The organism is Clostridia bacterium (assembly GCA_026414765.1).
Classification (GTDB): Bacteria; Bacillota; Clostridia; order Acetivibrionales; family DSM-27016; genus SKW86.
Genome location: JAOAIJ010000031.1, coordinates 19,605 through 36,841 on the forward strand (window position 1 = coordinate 19,605; position 17,237 = coordinate 36,841).

A 17,237-nucleotide genomic window follows, 5' to 3' on the forward strand; every position below is an offset into this window, starting at 1 on the left:
TAAGTGCCTATGGCTTATATAAGCAGAAATGTAATATGGAAAAATAATAAAATTTATTTAAGAGGTATATATTATGTATGATGTAATCATAATCGGCGGCGGCCCCGCAGGACTTACTTCTGCTATATATTCATCAAGAGCTGGGCTTGATACATTACTCATAGAAAAAAAATTCCCGGGCGGACAAATGGCAACAACCAGCCAGATGGAAAACTACCCGGGGTTTAAGGAACCGATATCAGGGGCTGAGCTTGCAATGCACATGGAAGATCAGGCTAAACATTTCGGGGTAAAAATAATATATGAAGATGTTATTGATACGGTTTTGGATACAGTTACAAAAACCATCAAGACCAGCAATGCCCTTTACCAGTGCAAAGCTGTTATCCTGTGCATGGGAGCCTACCCGCGGCTTTTGGGGCTTCCTGGTGAAAAACGGCTGACAGGCTCTGGAGTATCCTACTGTGCAACTTGTGACGGCGCATTCTTTAAGAATATGACAGTGGCAGTTGTAGGAGGCGGAGATACTGCTGCCGAAGACGCCCTGTATCTATCCAGATTCTGTTCGAAGGTATACCTTATCCATAGAAGAGATACTCTTAGGGCTGCAAAAGTCCTGCAAAATGCTATGTTTACAAACAGTAAAGTGGAATTTATCTGGAATTCTGTAATTGAAGATATATACGGTAAATTCAGTGTTGAAGGGCTACAACTAAGGAATCTGAGAACAGATGAAGTCTTTGATGTTCAGGTTGATGGCTTGTTTGTTGCCGTTGGAAACATCCCCAGTACCAATCTTGTAAAAGGAAAGGTAGAATTGAACCAGTGGGGATACATTGTAACCGATGAAAATATGCAGACCAATATATTTGGTGTATTTGCGGCAGGGGATATAAGAGAAAAGCCGCTGCGGCAGGTGATAACAGCCGCCTCCGATGGTGCGACAGCCGCCTATTCGGCAGAGCGCTATATAAGTGATAATACCTGGTAATCACATGTATTTCTGCAATACATATGATCACCAGATTACTCTTGGAAATTTTATTCAAGGAGGAGACACATATGAAATTTGCGGTAATTGGGGATATTCACAGCAATATATATGCACTGGAAAGTGTCATAGAAGACATAAAAAAGAAGGATGTTGACCTGATACTCTGTACAGGCGATATGGTAGGGTATGCCCCATTTCCAAATGAAGTGATAGATATGATAAGGGCCAACAATATTCTTTCTGTACAGGGCAACTATGATAAGGCCATAGGGAACAGCGAGCTGGTGTGCGGATGTGACTATAAGGATGAAAAGCAGCTGGAGCTGGCAGGAATGTCTGTTATGTTTACAAACAAAACAATAACCGAAAAGAACAGAAAATACCTGAAAGAGCTGCCAGGAAAGGTAACGCTGAAAGCCGGTGAGTACAGCATTTGTCTGGTGCACGGCAGCCCCCGGAAGATTAATGAATACCTATTTGAAGAGTCGGATGAGGTGAAGGAAGTCACAAAAGAACTGGAAGAAGACATTCTGATATGCGGGCACACTCACAAGCCATACTATAACGTAATAAACGGAAAGCACATAGTAAATTCAGGATCGGCAGGAAAGCCAAAACACGGTAATCCTAATGCAACATATGTGATTTTAAATATCAATGACACTGACATAAACGTTGACATTGTAGAAGTACCCTATGATTACGAGAAAACTGCAACAGCTATCGAAAATACCGGACTGCTGCCGGATGAATTTGCCTGTCTGCTAAGAAAAGGATAGTAAAGTACCCGGCGGTTAGCCGGGTCTTTTACTATCGCATTATGTCATATCAAATATCTGAAGAACAAGTATACAGAGCTTATGACGATAGTAAGGAGCATCACGGGGAAAGCCACTTTAAAGAATTTACCGAAGGTAATTTTATGTCCCGCATCTTCAGCCATTCCTATTGCAATTACATTTGCACTGGCTCCGACAATTGTTCCGTTTCCACCCAGACATGCCCCTAGGGATAGTGCCCACCAGAGGGGTGCTATATTCATTCCGGATATTGCACCTATATCTTTTATCATAGGAATCATTGTTGCTACAAACGGAATATTATCGACAAATGCCGATGCTATGGCAGACACCCAAAGTATAGCTAAAGCTGTAAGCATCAAATCACCTTCCGTTATATCCAGCACTCCTTCTGCCAGCATCTTAATAACTCCTGTTTCCCTAATGCCACCTACAAGTATAAACAGTCCTACAAAAAAGAATATTGTTTTCCATTCCACTTCCTCAAGAATACTGCTGACCTTAACCTTTGCATTTGTCCCTACACTGGTCAAAAGCAGCAGTAATACTGCTCCCGCAATGGCTATGGTAGCCGATTCCAGATGCAACGTACCATGAAGTACAAATCCCAGAATTGTAAGCCCCAGTACTGCTAAACTTTTTGTCATTAACCCTCTATCTTTTATTGCTTCATTTTCATCCATAGACATTATCTTTTGCTTCGCATCATTATTTGTAACCAGTTTCTTTCTATATATCAAAGCAAAGATGTAAGTGGTCAATAGCAGCAGAGGAATAGCAATAACTGCATCATTTATGATAAAGTCCATGAAACTGAGGCCGACCGAGCCCCCAATCATTATGTTGGGCGGATCTCCTACAAGAGTTGCCGTTCCACCTACATTAGAAGCAAATATCTCTGCAATGATGTAAGGAATAGGATTCAAACGCAAATCCTTTGCAATACTTATTGTTACAGGAAGCACCAGAAGTATGGTAGTGACATTATCCAGCATCGCTGAAAGTACGCCTGTTATTATCGATAAAAGTATCAATATCCTTAAAGGCTCTCCCTTTGCAACTTTAACAGTTCGTATGGCAAGATATTCGAACAGACCAGTCTTTTTCATTATCATTACTATGACCATCATACTTATAAGAAGTCCCAAAGTATTAAAATCAATTTCCTTAAAAGCATGTTCCTGTGTGATTATCTTGGTCAGAACCATCAGTGACGCACCTAGTAAAGCCACAACAGTACGGTCTACCTTTTCTAGGATAATCAGAATATACGTTACAATGAATATCACTAAAGATAAAATAAGATTCAAATCCTTCATTAATATTTACCTCCAAAAATAGTATTATCAAGCATCATAAAAAGATGCACACACCAAAAAAGGCGGAATGCTCATTTACATGAGCTTCCCACCCCAGAAGCCAAAACTCTTGAAAACGGATAAATCCAATCCGCCCAACCGGTCACATTATTAAAATCTTATATTATTATATTCGATATAGAAAAGTAAATCAATGATTATTCTATACTTTTTCATATCCTTCCACATTCATAACAAGTTTCATTTCATCCCCCTGTATCTGATCTCTTCATACTAAAAACCTGTTTCACTATATAATGATACTTCCTGACCGCTCATGTTCCTTTTATAGTATAGATACCTTTTATTAAGAACATGATTCTCTTTCTCTACATAATCATTCAATACCCTTTTTAAATCAAGTACATCATTCATTTCAAAATACCCTGTTTTGCCATAAACAAATTTGACAGCATGTATTGTTCCCTTGGCAAATGCCTGCCTCGAAAATGATTCATGAGATATTTCAATCTTGTCATCCTCTCCCACTATCATCACTTCATGCTTTCCTACAACACCGCCTGCACGGACAGCATTGATAGGAATATCGGTTTTTACATCTGTTGTCCCGGAAAACTTTAATCCCTTTTCTATTTCCTTTGCAATTTTCAGAGCAGTACCTGAAGGTGCATCTTTTTTGTTTTTATGATGGACCTCTGTTATCTGAAAATCATAATTGTTCAAAATGTTGGAAGCGAGATTAGTCAGAAGCATAAGCACATTTACTCCTAACGTGATGTTTGGTGCGTACACAATTCCATTATGGTATCTGCGTGTAAGGACAAAAAGTTTTTGAAGAGCAATTTTAGAAAAACCCGTTGTTCCTATGACAATATTGACCTTCATTTTAGAAAACAGCTTTGCATTTCTGATAGTTGCCTCTGGTTTTGAAAAATCCACTACCACATCAGGCTTTGTTCTAAAAACTGTTTGCTCTATGTTATCAGGCCCCTGAACAACCAGACCTGTGTCTTTACAACCTAGTATTTCACCCAGATCTTTCCCTGTTTTGAGGCTTCCAGAACTGCAAATCACAGATACAAGCTCTATATTTTCCTGATTCAGAAGAGTTTTTGCTATCTCCTTCCCAGTCTTGCCCAATCCTATCAAACATACCTTGATCATATCAAAACCTCCAAATAATAATAGGTTAGTGTCATCTTAATATAAGATGTATATCCTATACTGCCGGCAATCATTCTTAAGTTTTTCCTGCACAATGCATAAATTTAATTATCATATCTTATTATTATGCATAATTAAAGCCACAGAGAAGTCTCTATGGCTTATATGCAAAAAACGTATACCTGTAAAAGGGTATAATCAATAAAGCATATCAATCACCTTCTCCTCCAACGCTTACGAGATTAGCTGACGGATTCGGATCGAAAGAGTTGACCCTAAACGATATACTGTCCTATGGACAAAATCGTCATTCACCCCAATGTAGCGAATATTATTCGCTGAAACAATTCCAACTGTCAGTCCGGAACTGTCTGGTTCTCCCGCTCTTTACAGATTCAGCGCAGTTTATATTATATTCAGTTTATATTAATTGTTCCCAGCTATATGATGCATATACTAAATTATATGCTCATCTGCCATATTTCTTGAATAAATCATCAAGTGCTTCCCTTAAAACTTCTCTCAGAGCCCTTTTTACAAGAAGTATGTTCAATTCATCCCCGTGTCTAGTTATTTAGTCTATGTCCGCCAAATTCTGGCTATACACTGAAATCAACTTTTTAATAACTTCATCGCCAATAGGATACCCATAAATCTAATTAATATTCTCAAAATTATCAATATCTGCAACCGCTATACTAAAAGGCCCATCTCCACGAGAGATGAGTTCCTCCACTTTTGAAATGAATTCTTCTTTTGAAACCAGTCAGGGAAATACTCCCTGACTGCCCTACTTCATCCATTTGCGCTTTTCCTTTCTAGATGTCACACCTTCACTCTTGTCTTTATTTACATCAAATACATTATCTGCATACTGATCTAATCTCGACGGTTTACTCGAAGGCCGCTGTGGATTCCTAGTATTGGGTGAATTGCTCGTTCCCCTGTCTGACATCAAAATCACCTCCTATAAATATTCTTTGTGATTTAAAGAAATAAATACTTTGACTGCAAACTTCATTAGGTGTAACACAATACTTAGCTCTCGAATAAAATACATATTGAGACTAGATTAAGGAGGTATTTTTATGGGAAACAAAGGTTTTTTAGGCGGAGTATTTGACAATGATGAAGTTCTATGGTTTATTATCCTGTTCCTTTTACTGTTCTGGGGATGCCGTGGACCCGCATGCAACGATTAAGAATTATTAACTGCTAAAATTTAATGGCAGGTATCAATTCAAACATACCAATCGTGAACCGAAAATATGGTTAATCTCTGTCAAAGCATGGATTACCAATAGATTTAGTAATATACAGATATAATTATCTAATGTAATAATATACAATTGGACTTAAGACTGCTTTTATATATAATTATACTAGTTGGGATAGCAGACCGGCACACAGGTTACATGCCTTTATCCAACAGTATAATGTTACATAAGCAGTCTTTTTATATTTCTCAATAAATTTCATAAATACATGGTGAATATATGTTTTTAAACAGGAATACATATGCGAAAAAACAATTATCGGAATACTTCCCGGTCTTACTATTTGTTCTGATGACAATAGTACTTTTAGGTATACTGTCCTCATGCAACGCTGCGAAAACTGCCGGAATTTCAGAGGTATCCCCGTCTGAAGACAAGGCCCCACAGGTCAGCCCTGAAAAAAAAGCTGAGCCAATGGAAGTAGTAATAGTTATAGACGCAGGGCATGGGGGAGAAGACTGGGGGACATACTATGGAAGTGTCAAAGAAAAAAATATAAATTTGAGTATAGCTCTCAGGCTTGGCCCTCTTCTAAAAAAGCACGGCATCAGGATAGCATACACAAGAGAAAAGGATGAATTTATAGGGCTTAGAGAAAGAGCTGAGTTGGCGAACACTCTGAATGCTGCGTTATTCATCAGTATACATAATAACAGAATGCCCGGAAACCCCAAATACAAGGGGACGGAAACACTTTATGCAGCTGCAGCCAATCATAGATTTGATACAATGACAGATAAGAAGCTGGCAAGAATCATTCAGAACGAGCTTGTCGATAAGCTTAAAACCTATGATAACGGTATCATCTACAGGCCCGAGCTGGCAGTTTTGCGGAGGACAAGCATGCCTGCAGTTATTGCAGAGATCGGCTACATTTCCAACAGTTCAGACAGGGAAAAACTATCTACCGAAACATTCAGGCAGAAGACTGCTGAAGCCTTAGAGGCTGCCGTACTAAAAGCATTGGAGGAAATGGGAGCAGGAAAAGATGCTTCCGGCAAATGGATGGTACTTGGAAAATAATAATCTATTCACATATCCTGGACAATTCAATTATGTTAACATTTGAATGCTGTGCTACATATAATAAAATTGTTCTTAAAAAAAGAACAGTTTTATAGTGCCGCTTAATTACTTAGCGGCCTGTAGGCCTGACGCAAGCAAATAGTATAAAACATAAAGGGGGATATGACAATGACGTATAGGGAAGCACTGGAAGATAACATGCAACGCTTCTATCTGATTTCAGGCAAAAAAAGAAAAGGGAAAACCAGGTATGATACCTCCAAAATAAGCCCTCCATCAGCTGATAGCGCTTCATCCGGAAGTGTTTTACATATATCACTTCCTGCCGGTACAGAAGTGGAGCTTCTAAACATAATTGAATTGATTTCCCCTAGTGGAGTCAGCCTTGAAGCAAGACTGCCTTTCATAGAGGGTGGAGGTTTTTCTAAGCTTGTATCATCGGAACTGTCTAAAATTATTAACTCCATACAAGAAGCAGGAGGCACGGTAGAAATGTATTGATGCAAGATCCAAAAAGGCTCACTTAACGTGAGTTTTTTTATTGATTCCTTATCTATTAGTCCATCTTCATTTTGCAAAAGAAATAATTGATTTACAACTCTTTATGGTAACAATTCTTTGTATTATTCATAGACTGATAATATAAAGCAGATGGAGGTGTGATATATGTCAAAAGAAAACTGCAATACTCATTCACAGCCATGTCCTCAATTGCCGGGAACTGTTCTTAGGATTTTCATCCCTGCAGGAGCAGTTATTAACCTGTTAAACCTGATAGAGCTATCCTCCCCAAGTGGTATCTGTGTAATAATCAGATTGCCCTTCCTGGGTGGAAAGTGCTCCGGCGTTGACCTGATGGGAATAATGAATTCCATAAGATCTGTTGGTGGAACGGTGGAACTCGCATAAGCAAACAGAAAGGATTGGTTCTTCTGGCCAATCCTCCTACATAGAATTACGCTATTCCTTGTCAGGCAAGGGGTTTCTGTTTTTCATCCTGCAATATTCCGTTACTTCGTTATTCCCGGAGTCCTTTACTGAACTACCTTTAAGTATGTAATAAGCTGCTATTCCGGTAACAACCGCCAGCACCGACAGTATCCCCAATGTTGCCGGTATACTGATTCCCAATTCCCCTGTCGAAACTTGAAAACAGCCGATAAAACCGAATAATATAAAAGCACCTGCCGAAATAAGTTTAATAGTTCTTTCCGGTATTTTCTTGCACATGACCACACCAATGCAGATACCAATTGCATCCGCTATGAGCATACCTGTAGTTGTTCCCATCAGTATCCCCACCGGATCGTTTGGAAATTTTGTTGCAAGCGCTATTGTTGCAAGCTGAGTCTTATCACCGAGTTCTGCAATGAAAAACGCAATGGTCACGGTCATAACCGCCCCAAATCTTGAAGGCCTGTTCTCCTCACCTTCCAGTTTATCTCCACGTATTGTCCATAGACCGAAAAAGATAAACGAAAGAGCCGCCACACCTTGTATCCATATCTCAATCGAATGGAATCTTGTGATAAAATTTCCTACAGCAACGGCAAGTGCATGATTAAACACCGTAGCTATAAAAACCCCGATTAATACCTTGGAGGCCTTGTAACGAGTGGCAAACGCCATAGCCAAAAGCTGGGTTTTATCCCCCATCTCAGCCAGAGTAACTGCCCCTACCGAAAAAAGAAATGCAATTAAAGTAGAATACATGCAATCAGTCCCTTCACATTAATTTTCTTTTGTTTGCACTTGTGCTCTTCCGAAGTATTGATGAAAAGCTGGCACGCGCATAAATTCGAAATTCCATCGTCCAGGAAATCTATTGCATTATCTCACAAAAGCTTTATCTTTAACCGCTTCAAGAATCTAAAATAATAACAAAAATGGACTTTCCTAGACAATAAAAAAAGACTCAAACACAACCCCATAAACGGATTATGCTAAAAGTCTCGCTACCTGTAATCAGAATACCCTGAAATAATTCAGTTCTTCCAAATTCCTTATCCGGCTACAAAGCCAGGTTTGGCACAGCCTCACCAGTATGTTGACTTTGTAATTAAAACTACTCCCTCTTAACAAAAATATCTTATACCAAGTAAAACAAATTTGTCAACCCCTTAATAAACTTATTCATGTATTATGACTTTTTCCTTCTATAGATTATAATACTATTGTTGCAAATATTGCAGCATAATGCAAAACAAAGAGGAGGTGTTATCCCCCTCTTTGCTATACATCAGCAGCCAAAGCCGCTTCCTCTCTCTTCAGCCCTTTTCATTACCTTTTTAATAAATTGTCTATCAGCAAGCAGCACCCGCTACAGGACCAGTACCATATCCATGATTATAGTTGCAATAGAAGAGCAGCAGGAAAAGAATTATGAACCAAAGCAATTCGTCATTATCGAATAAGCCACCAATAAATCCCTTGTTTGACATTAAAACCATTCCTTTCATAAACATATTCTTATCAATAGCATGATATTCGCCCTTATTTCTAAGTGTTACTATATATGATCTAAAATTTATAAGCAGATGTTTATGCCTGACACTAATTCACACATGATGCAACCAGTATTAGTTAAGGTGTTATGTTGACAAATTACGCATTTACAGGTAAAATACATATGAATATATGTTCATACAATAATGTCATAGATATGGAGATGAATAATATGCGTATAAGTATGCTAATAGAAAATCAGAAAGCCGAAAACAGTGCTCTTAAAAACGAGCATGGGCTTTCTATGTATATTGAGAAAGGAAATGAAACCATACTATTTGATACAGGGTATTCAGGCCGGTTTATAGAAAATGCTGAAAAAATGGGATTAAACCTCGAGAAGGTTGATACAGTAATACTGTCCCACGCCCATAACGATCACTGTGGAGGACTTAAAGAGTTTCTCGATATGAATAAAAAAGCAAAAGTATACATAAGTAAAAACGCCCGTCAGGATTTTTATTTTAAAATGCTTTTCGTAAAAGAATACATAAGCGTTCCAAAGGAGGTATTCCATAAACACGGAGACAGATTAAAATATGTAGACAGTTTTTTGGAAATTACAAAGGATGTCTACCTATTTTCCGGCGTTACTTCCCGTAATATACCCTTGGGGAAATCAGCCGAAAAACTTCTGGTTAAGATTAATAACAGCTTTCAGAGGGATAGTTTCGACCATGAGCAGATATTAGCCGTTAATAACGGAGGAAAACTAGTAATACTAACCGGTTGCAGTCATAATGGGATAACAAACATGATAGATACTGTAAAACAGCATTTTCCCTCAATGCCTGTTCAAGCTGTCATCGGAGGCTTTCATCTAATGGGATTTCCTTTTAAAAGCATACTTGGAGAACCTAAAGATTACATAATCAAATTGGGGAAAATGATGAATTCCTATAATATAGAAAAAACATATACTGCTCATTGCACAGGTGATAAGGCTTATAAAATCCTGAAAGAAGTAATGCAGGACAGAATAAGCTATATGCATACAGGAATGCAGATCGAACTTTAACCCGCAAAGCTTGTTTGCCTGTAAATGGATATATATGAACAAATTAAAAACTATATTTAGTTTTTGACTGGTTAAACTATTTAAGACATATATCAAACGATTCTTGAGCATGGAGGTATTTTCCATGAACATAGTTTTAACCTTATTGGCAGTCGTAATATTCCTCGTTATTTTGTTGTTTATAACTGCTCTCAGAATTATTTTTACATTCAATTCCGATAAGGAGAATATAAACCTGACACTACTGTGGCTATACCCTTTTTTAAAGGCAGTAATTACAAATGAAGGCCCCAAACTGATGCTTTCAGTCTATCTGCTTAATAGGAACATAATGAAAAGAGAATTGGGAGTGGGTAAATCAAAGATTAGAGCAAACAAACTGGAACTGATAAGGCAGGTTAAGACTACTGATGCCAATGTTAGCGTTTCATACGGCTTCAGAGATCCATTCATCACAGGGGTTGCTTGTGGAGCCATAAATATAGCTTCACAATTCATAAATATAGATTCAGTTAATCAAAACCCGGATTTTGTTGCAGACAATGACTATATTTATGTTGATGCAACTGCTAAAGTAAACCTGGGTTCGGCACTTTTGAACCTTTACAGAACGCATAAAAACAGTTCTGGCGATTAATTATTCATAAAAAATAGGGGAGGAGAAAAATAATGGATCAACAACAGCAAGGACAGACATTTACACAGAATCTTGATACGCTTTTTAACAATCTCGAAGATTTCACAAAAAAAGAAGGTGTCATGGGCAAACCTGTAACTTATGGTGATAAAACATTAGTCCCTATAATGTCCGTAACACTTGGCTACGGTAGTGGTAATTCAGCAGCAAAAAATCAGCAGAATAATACCGGAGCAAACCAGTCAGGTGCTTCCCAGGGAGCCGGAATGAATGCAGGAATGGGTGCTCTTGGTCTTGGAGCAAGAATAAGTACCGATGCTATTGTAGTAATTGATAAGGATAATGTATCACTTCTTCCTGTAGATCAAAAAGCTAATATGGGACAGATGATGGATAAAATACCTCAGATGCTGATGAATATGGGGCAGAACAAGCAGGGGCAGCAAGGGCAGCAAGGGCAGCAAGGACAACAAGGACAACAGGGGCAGCAGTAGCGGAATAGGAGATCTCATCTAACAAATAGCCCACTCTAAAATATTTTATTGAGTGGGTTATTTACCTTCTCTTATAATCTGAAAATATGAAATATATAGCAAGCAGCCTCTAACCAAAATTGTTAGAAGCTGCTTCATGCTTTTATATCAAGATATTCCGCTTACCCTTGCTGCTGCATATTCAAAACATTATCTGCTGCTTTCATATCCACCCTTATTTGCTCCTGAGGGTTATATGCATGATAATAACCTTTATCCATCATATAGTTTGTGATTCTTTCATGTGTTCCTATTGCCACATCCAACTGTCTGCGTAATACATCTCTTACCTGTGGTGATGCAGTTTCAGAAAGAGCCATGGCATAGCTCTTTATCGCTGTTTTTGAAGCAAGCAAAAAATCTGTAGCTATTACCTGTTCAGTCATATTACCCATTCCAGCCATATTCTGTATCATATTTGTCATTTATTCACCCTCTCTCAATTTTTGCTATAAACCCATTATTGTATGTTTGTGCCGGTTCCTGTAGTTGTCCCTGTTGTAGTTCCTGCAGTCCCCATTGCAGCACCCAGATCCGATTGTTGAATCAAGCCCTGCAATTCTCTTATATGACCCTGTGCAGCAGTAAAATCAGTCTGAAGCAGTGATTTCAACTCCTGATCCTTTACCAGACCTGCCATCGTTGCTGATTTGGTAGCACACACGTTTTTAAATGTCAGAAGTTCGTGCAGTTCAAAGGTTTCATGTGGTGCAATTCTGTTATTTGGCATATTCGCACACCTCCTTAATTTATTTGATTCCCGCATTATTATTCTCAAAAATAATAAAAATACTCACAAAAAACTAATATCGTAAATAAACAAAAGCACTTTAGTAATTCTCTTCTAAAGGCAGCTAAAATTTTTACAGCCTGTAAAATTAACTTTTACAGGCTGTTATTTATCCTAAATATTGAATATCTGAGCGAGTATGCTATCTTCATACATAACCTTTTTTGCCTTTTCCCTATACTCAGGGATATGTATATAGGTCATTCTGTTCGGTTTTATAGATGGTGCCGTATCAATGGCTTTTTCGTAGTCTGCAGCACTTAATCCAAGAGTATTTACAAAGCTGAAAAAGCCTGTATCCGTCAGAAATTTTCTTATTCTTTCATGACGATGGTTATGGACAATGCTCATTATATAGGTTGCGATACCTACTTGTATCCCGTGCAATTGAGGCTTATCTGTCATTTTATCAAGGGCATGGGATATAAGATGTTCACTGCCGCTGGCAGGTGAGCTGTTGCCGGCTATCTCCATGGCAATGCCGCTCATGGTAAGCGAATCCACAAGTTCCTTTATAAAAAATTCTTCTTTGATATCGCTATAAGGCATCCTTGCAATGCTGTTCACTGATTTTTTGGCTATCATAACAGCAAGGTCATCTACCCTGGTAATACCCTGCTGTTCCTCATACTGCCAATCATAAACAGCAGTTACTTTGGACACGATATCACCTATACCAGAATAAATGAATTTCTCAGGTGATTTTTTTATTATGCCAGTATCAACAATGATGCCATAGGGTATCCGTGCATGAACCGATGTCCTGCGTTCATTAATATACAGGGAGCAGCCGGAGCTTGCAAACCCGTCATGGGCCGTAGATGTAGGAATACTGATAAAAGGCATATCGTTTAAAAAGGCAATGTATTTTGCTACGTCAAGTACCTTTCCCCCACCTATCCCCACTATAGCTTCCGTTTCAGAGGGAATAGAGAAGGCTTTTTCCATTATGTACTCCATGGAATTCCGGTCGCAGTCAAAATCTCCCAGCAAGCGTAAATCAGGGCTCTCCTTTAAAGTCTGAAAGATTATCTCCCCAAATAATTCCCTGATTCCTTCACCTAAAAACAAGGAAATCTTTTTAATTCCGGCCTTGGTAATAAGCCGGCCCATTTCTTTCAGCTTGTCTGTTCCTACTTCCAGAATTACCGGAATAGATATTTTATGTGTCTGAGCCTTCATAAAACCACCTCTTTTCTACGAGATCCTTTTCTATCTGATAAAAGTCGGTAAAAGGAATAAACGGGATACCTTCTCTTGCAAGAAGCTCACTAAGTTCACCTCTTGCATATACCGTATCCGCAGCTTTTGCCGCACCCAGATCAGGCTCGCTGTCACCTGCAAAAAAGATATAACCGTAATCTTTACGCAAACCTTCGACAACCTTCCTCTTGTCCAGTCCAAAAACCTCAGAATAGTGATCACTACTTGGGTCTGGCACTATTTCAATACCACCGTTTTTGTATACTCCGTTCATCGATATGACATGAGCATCTTTTATTTGCAGATGATTCAATAAAATATTTATATAATAAGATGTTCCTGCACTGACTATATAAAAGTCCCCGCCAGCGTCCTTTACCTTCCTCATAAACCCCGCAGCGTTATCATCAATCGGTATTTTAAGAATCTCTTCAAGCAAATCCCTTTCACTTAAGTCTGTGGAACCAAATATTTTGTTTAAAAACTCCACGTTTATTTTCCTTGTCTTTTTCCAGTTGAAGTATAGCTCCCTTCCCTTATCACCTAAGTATTTCTCAATAACTATATGGTAAAAGTCCTTTGATGTCAGTGTTCCGTCAAAATCAGATACAAATGCGAATCTTTTCATTTTCAGCCCCCAATCCATTCCTGTCGAATGATTTCTTCCCATTTTCCCTTTTGTTGAATCATTTTTTTATATTGCTTGCTATTAACCTGTTCCTGCAAGTAAATTTAGTAAACCCGGTTTGCTCCTTAGTCAACTTTGTTATCCTTTCCCATTTTACCACTAATTTATACGACAGTCATAGTTCAAAGAGAAACTTTACTCACATTAGAAATATAAAAAAGTAGTTTCCATGTAAAACAAAAAATCCGGGCAAATAATTCCCGGATATCCCATTCAACAGACTTATTCCAGCATGGTTGTGCTAGCATGACAGACTTTAGCAGATGATTTCACACTATTAACTGACCCTGATCTTTAGTTCCTTTATCAAAGCCTGCAATATTTCTACAGCATCACCCACAATACCAAAATCCGCTATTTTAAAGATAGGCGCCTCGGGGTCATTATTTACTGCTATTATCACATCCGAAGTAGACATGCCTGCAAGGTGCTGGATAGCTCCGGATATTCCAAATGCAAAATAAGCCTTGGGCCCTACGGTTTTGCCTGTCTGGCCTATCTGATGGCTATATTCGATCCACCCTGCATCGACAATAGTGCGTGTCGCACCTACTGCAGCACCTAAAACCTCTGCAAGTTCTTCAACAAGCCTAAGGTTCTTCCTGTCCCCTATACCTCGTCCTGCAGAAACTATAATATCTGCATCTGCGAGATTTACCATTTGGTTTGATAGATTTACTATGTCCTCTATCTCGACTTTCAGCTTCTTTGGTATCAGAACATCAGGTTTAATTATTTCTCCCACCCTTTTGAAGTCGGGTTTGGGCGCTTTCATAACCTTTGGCCTTACGGTTGACATCTGCGGCCTGTGATTTGGACATATTATCGTAGCCATAATATTCCCACCGAAGGCCGGCCTCGTTTGTAACAGTACTCTTTTTTCCCGGTCAACCTCCAATGACGTGCAGTCCGCAGTAAGGCCTGTATCAAGCCGGGACGCAATTCTGGGAGCAATGGAACGTCCATATGTTGTTGCGCCGATAAGTACGATCTCCGGTTTATACCTTTGCACAAGCTGAACAAAAATATCCGTATACGCCTCATCATTAAAAAGTCTTAGTTGTGGACTGTCAATCATGTATACTTCATCGGCACCATACGCTATAAGTCCCCTCGCAGTTTCTTCAATGCCATAGCCCATTAAGACTACAGAGAGCCTAACCTCAAGCTCATTTGCAATCTTCCTGCCTTCTCCCAGAAGCTCTAAAACCACATTGCTCACAGTACCGTACCTTATCTCCCCGAAAACCCAGACTCCCACATATTCAGATATATCCGCCGGCTTTTCGTTTCCATGATTGTAATAATCTATCGCATCGAACCTGCATGACGTAATACATGCACCGCATTGTGTGCAGCCAGTCAGGATTGAAGCTTTTTCCTCTTTAATCCTTATTGCATCGTAAGGACACGTATATGTACAGAGCTTACAGCCTGTACACTTGTCTTTATTGATATATAAATTATACATTTTTACCCCCGGTTAGTTACTTTCATAAACTGCATTGACATAAGCCTATCAGCTAATCTCCTTACCTGCTCTTGGGGTTCTCCTTCAATCATTTCCCCCTGAACCTCATAGTTCGGAATAAAGGTTTTAACTACCTGTGTAGGTGATCCTTTCAAGCCGCATCTTTCCTTATCCACATTGATATCATCCGCTGTCCACCTTTTGACCTCTACCGCCTTTGCCCTCAGCACACCTCTGATGGAAGGCATCCTCGGCTCATTGATCCCCTTTACTACCGTAATTACAGCAGGCAGAGTCATGCCAATTATCTCAAACCCCTCTTCAAAAAGCCTTTGACATTTTATATAGCCACCCCTGATTTCCTCTATCTTTTTAACATATGTTGTGTGGGGAATTCCAAGTTTTTCTGCCAAACTGGGTCCTACCTGAGCTGTATCACCATCGCTGGCCTGTTTACCGCATATGACAATATCATAATCGGCAATTCTTCTTATAGCCATTGAAAGTACATAGGATGTAGCAAGGGTATCCGATCCGGCAAATGCTCTGTCACTCAGCAGGATAGCTTCATCCGCTCCCAGTGCGATAATATCTTTTAGCATCCCTGAAGCAGAAGGAATTCCCATACTTAGTACCGATACCTTTCCTCCAAGCTTCTCCTTTATTCTGAGTGCCTCTTCAACTGCATATGAGTCAAAAGGATTTATGGTGGACTCAACACCTTCCCGGATGATAGTGTTTGTATCCCTGTTCATCCTGACTTCCGTACTTACAGGAACCTGTTTTACACACACTATAATATTCAAAATCTCATCTCCTTCGAAAATCACGGTTCTCCTTCATGCTCATACAACTACTGCCTCTACCAGCTTAATAAGATTCTTTTCGTTATTGAATGGAGTAATAATGGAGTAAATATCGGTTAGGCTTTTACTGCCTAGGTTGTACTTTGCAAAGTTCGCAAGAGTACCCGACGGCCCCATATCAATGTATATACATTCCCCCATTTTTTCAATTTCTTTTACAGCACTAATAAAGTTAATAGGTTTCCGCACCACATCCCAGAAATATCCGTAGTCAACAGATTCCTCCCTGCCTCCTGTAAGGCATGAAACAAAATTTACACGGGGGCTGCTCAAGGGTTTGGTTTTAATAAACTCCTTAAAATCAAACCCAGCAGGATCAATCATAGACGAGTGAAAGGCATATGATACCGGCAACCTCTGAAATACATATACTTTGGCTTTCAAGTATCTTTCAATTTTTTCCAATCCGCTAAGGCTTCCACACACTACAAAATGTGAGTGATAGTTTACAGAAACCAGCTCCGAGTTCTGATACAGTACCGGTTCCTCTTCGAATATTTTGGTATCATTGATTATAGCAAGCATACCGCCGTTTTCGCAGTGCTTTTCCATTGCTTCCGCCTGTTTTACAACACACTCCAAGGCGTCCTCACAGCTCATTACACCAGAAATTGCTGCCGATACAAATTCACCCAGGCTGGCTCCTAAAACATATTGGGGGTAAATACCTCTCTCCATGACAGCCTTTGCTATCGAGTATTCTAAAATAAAAATCGCAGGGTGTGTATACCGTAATCGACTAAAAACCTCAATCTTCATTCTTTTTTCGTCATACAACACTTTGATTACGGATTCACCTGTCATGTCCTGATACATTTCATCCAGCTTCTTCATCCAGCCTCTAAACGCTGAATCCATCAAGAACAACTCCCGGCCCATATTGTAATACTGCGCCCCTTGGCCCGAAAACATAAAAACTATAGGTTTTTTCATATATTCATCCTCC

The 17,237-nt window shown here is 39.2% G+C and carries 20 protein-coding genes, 1 riboswitch and 1 other annotated feature; of the genes, 8 read left to right on the top strand and 12 right to left on the bottom strand.

Features of this window, described 5'->3' with window-relative positions; translation table 11 throughout:
- The first annotated feature begins 73 nt into the window (after window positions 1–73).
- The gene (gene trxB, locus N3I35_12715) at window positions 74–991 is read left to right on the top strand and encodes a thioredoxin-disulfide reductase (protein MCX8130945.1); all 918 of its coding nucleotides are present in this window, start codon (window positions 74–76) and stop codon (window positions 989–991) included.
- 71 nt (window positions 992–1,062) lie between these two features.
- Window positions 1,063–1,773 (top strand): metallophosphatase family protein, encoded by a 711-nt coding sequence (locus tag N3I35_12720; GenBank protein ID MCX8130946.1) that lies wholly within the window; start codon window positions 1,063–1,065, stop codon window positions 1,771–1,773.
- Between the two features lie 44 nt (window positions 1,774–1,817).
- On the opposite strand, the gene N3I35_12725 is transcribed toward N3I35_12720, so the two are convergent.
- The 3 genes from N3I35_12725 to N3I35_12735 all read right to left on the bottom strand — a co-directional run bounded on the left by N3I35_12725 (window position 1,818) and on the right by N3I35_12735 (window position 5,232).
- Complete coding sequence (locus tag N3I35_12725) at window positions 1,818–3,113, bottom strand: ArsB/NhaD family transporter (GenBank protein MCX8130947.1); 1,296 nt, start codon at window positions 3,111–3,113, stop codon at window positions 1,818–1,820.
- Between the two features lie 82 nt (window positions 3,114–3,195).
- Window positions 3,196–3,253 (bottom strand) — a sequence feature (sodium ion sensor (DUF1646 type); this cis-regulatory element may regulate processes involved in with the transportation of sodium ions).
- A gap of 133 nt (window positions 3,254–3,386) precedes the next feature.
- Window positions 3,387–4,277, bottom strand: a complete 891-nt coding sequence (gene dapB, locus N3I35_12730; protein MCX8130948.1) for a 4-hydroxy-tetrahydrodipicolinate reductase — start codon at window positions 4,275–4,277, stop codon at window positions 3,387–3,389.
- A gap of 215 nt (window positions 4,278–4,492) precedes the next feature.
- Window positions 4,493–4,688: riboswitch (cyclic di-AMP (ydaO/yuaA leader) on the bottom strand.
- Between the two features lie 379 nt (window positions 4,689–5,067).
- Entirely contained in the window at window positions 5,068–5,232 is a 165-nt protein-coding gene (locus N3I35_12735; protein MCX8130949.1) for a hypothetical protein, read from the bottom strand.
- Between the two features lie 541 nt (window positions 5,233–5,773).
- Between N3I35_12735 and N3I35_12740 the strand changes: the two genes are divergently transcribed.
- From N3I35_12740 to N3I35_12750, 3 genes are all read left to right on the top strand, one after another.
- Window positions 5,774–6,577: an N-acetylmuramoyl-L-alanine amidase gene (locus N3I35_12740; protein MCX8130950.1), complete on the top strand. Its 804-nt coding sequence runs from the start codon at window positions 5,774–5,776 to the stop codon at window positions 6,575–6,577.
- 171 nt (window positions 6,578–6,748) lie between these two features.
- Window positions 6,749–7,081: a hypothetical protein gene (locus N3I35_12745; protein MCX8130951.1), complete on the top strand. Its 333-nt coding sequence runs from the start codon at window positions 6,749–6,751 to the stop codon at window positions 7,079–7,081.
- Window positions 7,082–7,246: 165 nt separating this feature from the next.
- A complete protein-coding gene (locus N3I35_12750) occupies window positions 7,247–7,489 on the top strand; it encodes a hypothetical protein (GenBank protein MCX8130952.1) in 243 nt (80 codons plus the stop codon).
- 51 nt (window positions 7,490–7,540) lie between these two features.
- Here N3I35_12750 and N3I35_12755 read toward each other — a convergent pair whose 3' ends face one another.
- Window positions 7,541–8,293 carry a TMEM165/GDT1 family protein gene (locus N3I35_12755; protein ID MCX8130953.1) on the bottom strand — a complete coding sequence of 251 codons (753 nt, stop codon included), beginning with the start codon at window positions 8,291–8,293 and terminating at the stop codon, window positions 7,541–7,543.
- Window positions 8,294–8,883: 590 nt separating this feature from the next.
- The gene (locus tag N3I35_12760) at window positions 8,884–9,021 is read right to left on the bottom strand and encodes a hypothetical protein (protein MCX8130954.1); all 138 of its coding nucleotides are present in this window, start codon (window positions 9,019–9,021) and stop codon (window positions 8,884–8,886) included.
- Between the two features lie 236 nt (window positions 9,022–9,257).
- Here N3I35_12760 and N3I35_12765 point away from each other — a divergent pair, with 236 nt between their 5' ends.
- The 3 genes from N3I35_12765 (at window position 9,258) to N3I35_12775 (ending at window position 11,234) form a co-directional block, all read left to right on the top strand.
- The gene (locus tag N3I35_12765; protein MCX8130955.1) at window positions 9,258–10,103 is read left to right on the top strand and encodes an MBL fold metallo-hydrolase; all 846 of its coding nucleotides are present in this window, start codon (window positions 9,258–9,260) and stop codon (window positions 10,101–10,103) included.
- Between the two features lie 124 nt (window positions 10,104–10,227).
- Window positions 10,228–10,740, top strand: a complete 513-nt coding sequence (locus N3I35_12770; protein MCX8130956.1) for a hypothetical protein — start codon at window positions 10,228–10,230, stop codon at window positions 10,738–10,740.
- Window positions 10,741–10,772: 32 nt separating this feature from the next.
- Complete coding sequence (locus N3I35_12775) at window positions 10,773–11,234, top strand: spore germination protein GerW family protein (GenBank protein MCX8130957.1); 462 nt, start codon at window positions 10,773–10,775, stop codon at window positions 11,232–11,234.
- 161 nt (window positions 11,235–11,395) lie between these two features.
- Here the strand turns inward: N3I35_12775 and N3I35_12780 are convergent, their stop codons facing one another.
- From N3I35_12780 to N3I35_12810, 7 genes are all read right to left on the bottom strand, one after another.
- Window positions 11,396–11,698 (bottom strand): spore coat protein, encoded by a 303-nt coding sequence (locus tag N3I35_12780; protein MCX8130958.1) that lies wholly within the window; start codon window positions 11,696–11,698, stop codon window positions 11,396–11,398.
- Window positions 11,699–11,733: 35 nt separating this feature from the next.
- Complete coding sequence (locus tag N3I35_12785) at window positions 11,734–12,003, bottom strand: spore coat protein (protein ID MCX8130959.1); 270 nt, start codon at window positions 12,001–12,003, stop codon at window positions 11,734–11,736.
- Between the two features lie 174 nt (window positions 12,004–12,177).
- A complete protein-coding gene (locus N3I35_12790) occupies window positions 12,178–13,245 on the bottom strand; it encodes an iron-containing alcohol dehydrogenase family protein (protein MCX8130960.1) in 1,068 nt (355 codons plus the stop codon).
- On the bottom strand, window positions 13,226–13,894 hold the full coding sequence (locus N3I35_12795; GenBank protein ID MCX8130961.1) for an MtnX-like HAD-IB family phosphatase: 669 nt from the start codon (window positions 13,892–13,894) through the stop codon (window positions 13,226–13,228). The genes N3I35_12790 and N3I35_12795 overlap by 20 nt, the downstream gene beginning before the upstream one ends.
- Before the next feature lie 337 nt (window positions 13,895–14,231).
- Complete coding sequence (locus tag N3I35_12800; GenBank protein ID MCX8130962.1) at window positions 14,232–15,425, bottom strand: electron transfer flavoprotein subunit alpha; 1,194 nt, start codon at window positions 15,423–15,425, stop codon at window positions 14,232–14,234.
- A 2-nt stretch (window positions 15,426–15,427) separates the two neighbouring features.
- A complete protein-coding gene (locus N3I35_12805) occupies window positions 15,428–16,231 on the bottom strand; it encodes an electron transfer flavoprotein subunit beta/FixA family protein (GenBank protein MCX8130963.1) in 804 nt (267 codons plus the stop codon).
- Between the two features lie 39 nt (window positions 16,232–16,270).
- A complete protein-coding gene (locus N3I35_12810) occupies window positions 16,271–17,224 on the bottom strand; it encodes an acyltransferase domain-containing protein (protein ID MCX8130964.1) in 954 nt (317 codons plus the stop codon).
- Between the last annotated feature and the right edge of the window lie 13 nt (window positions 17,225–17,237).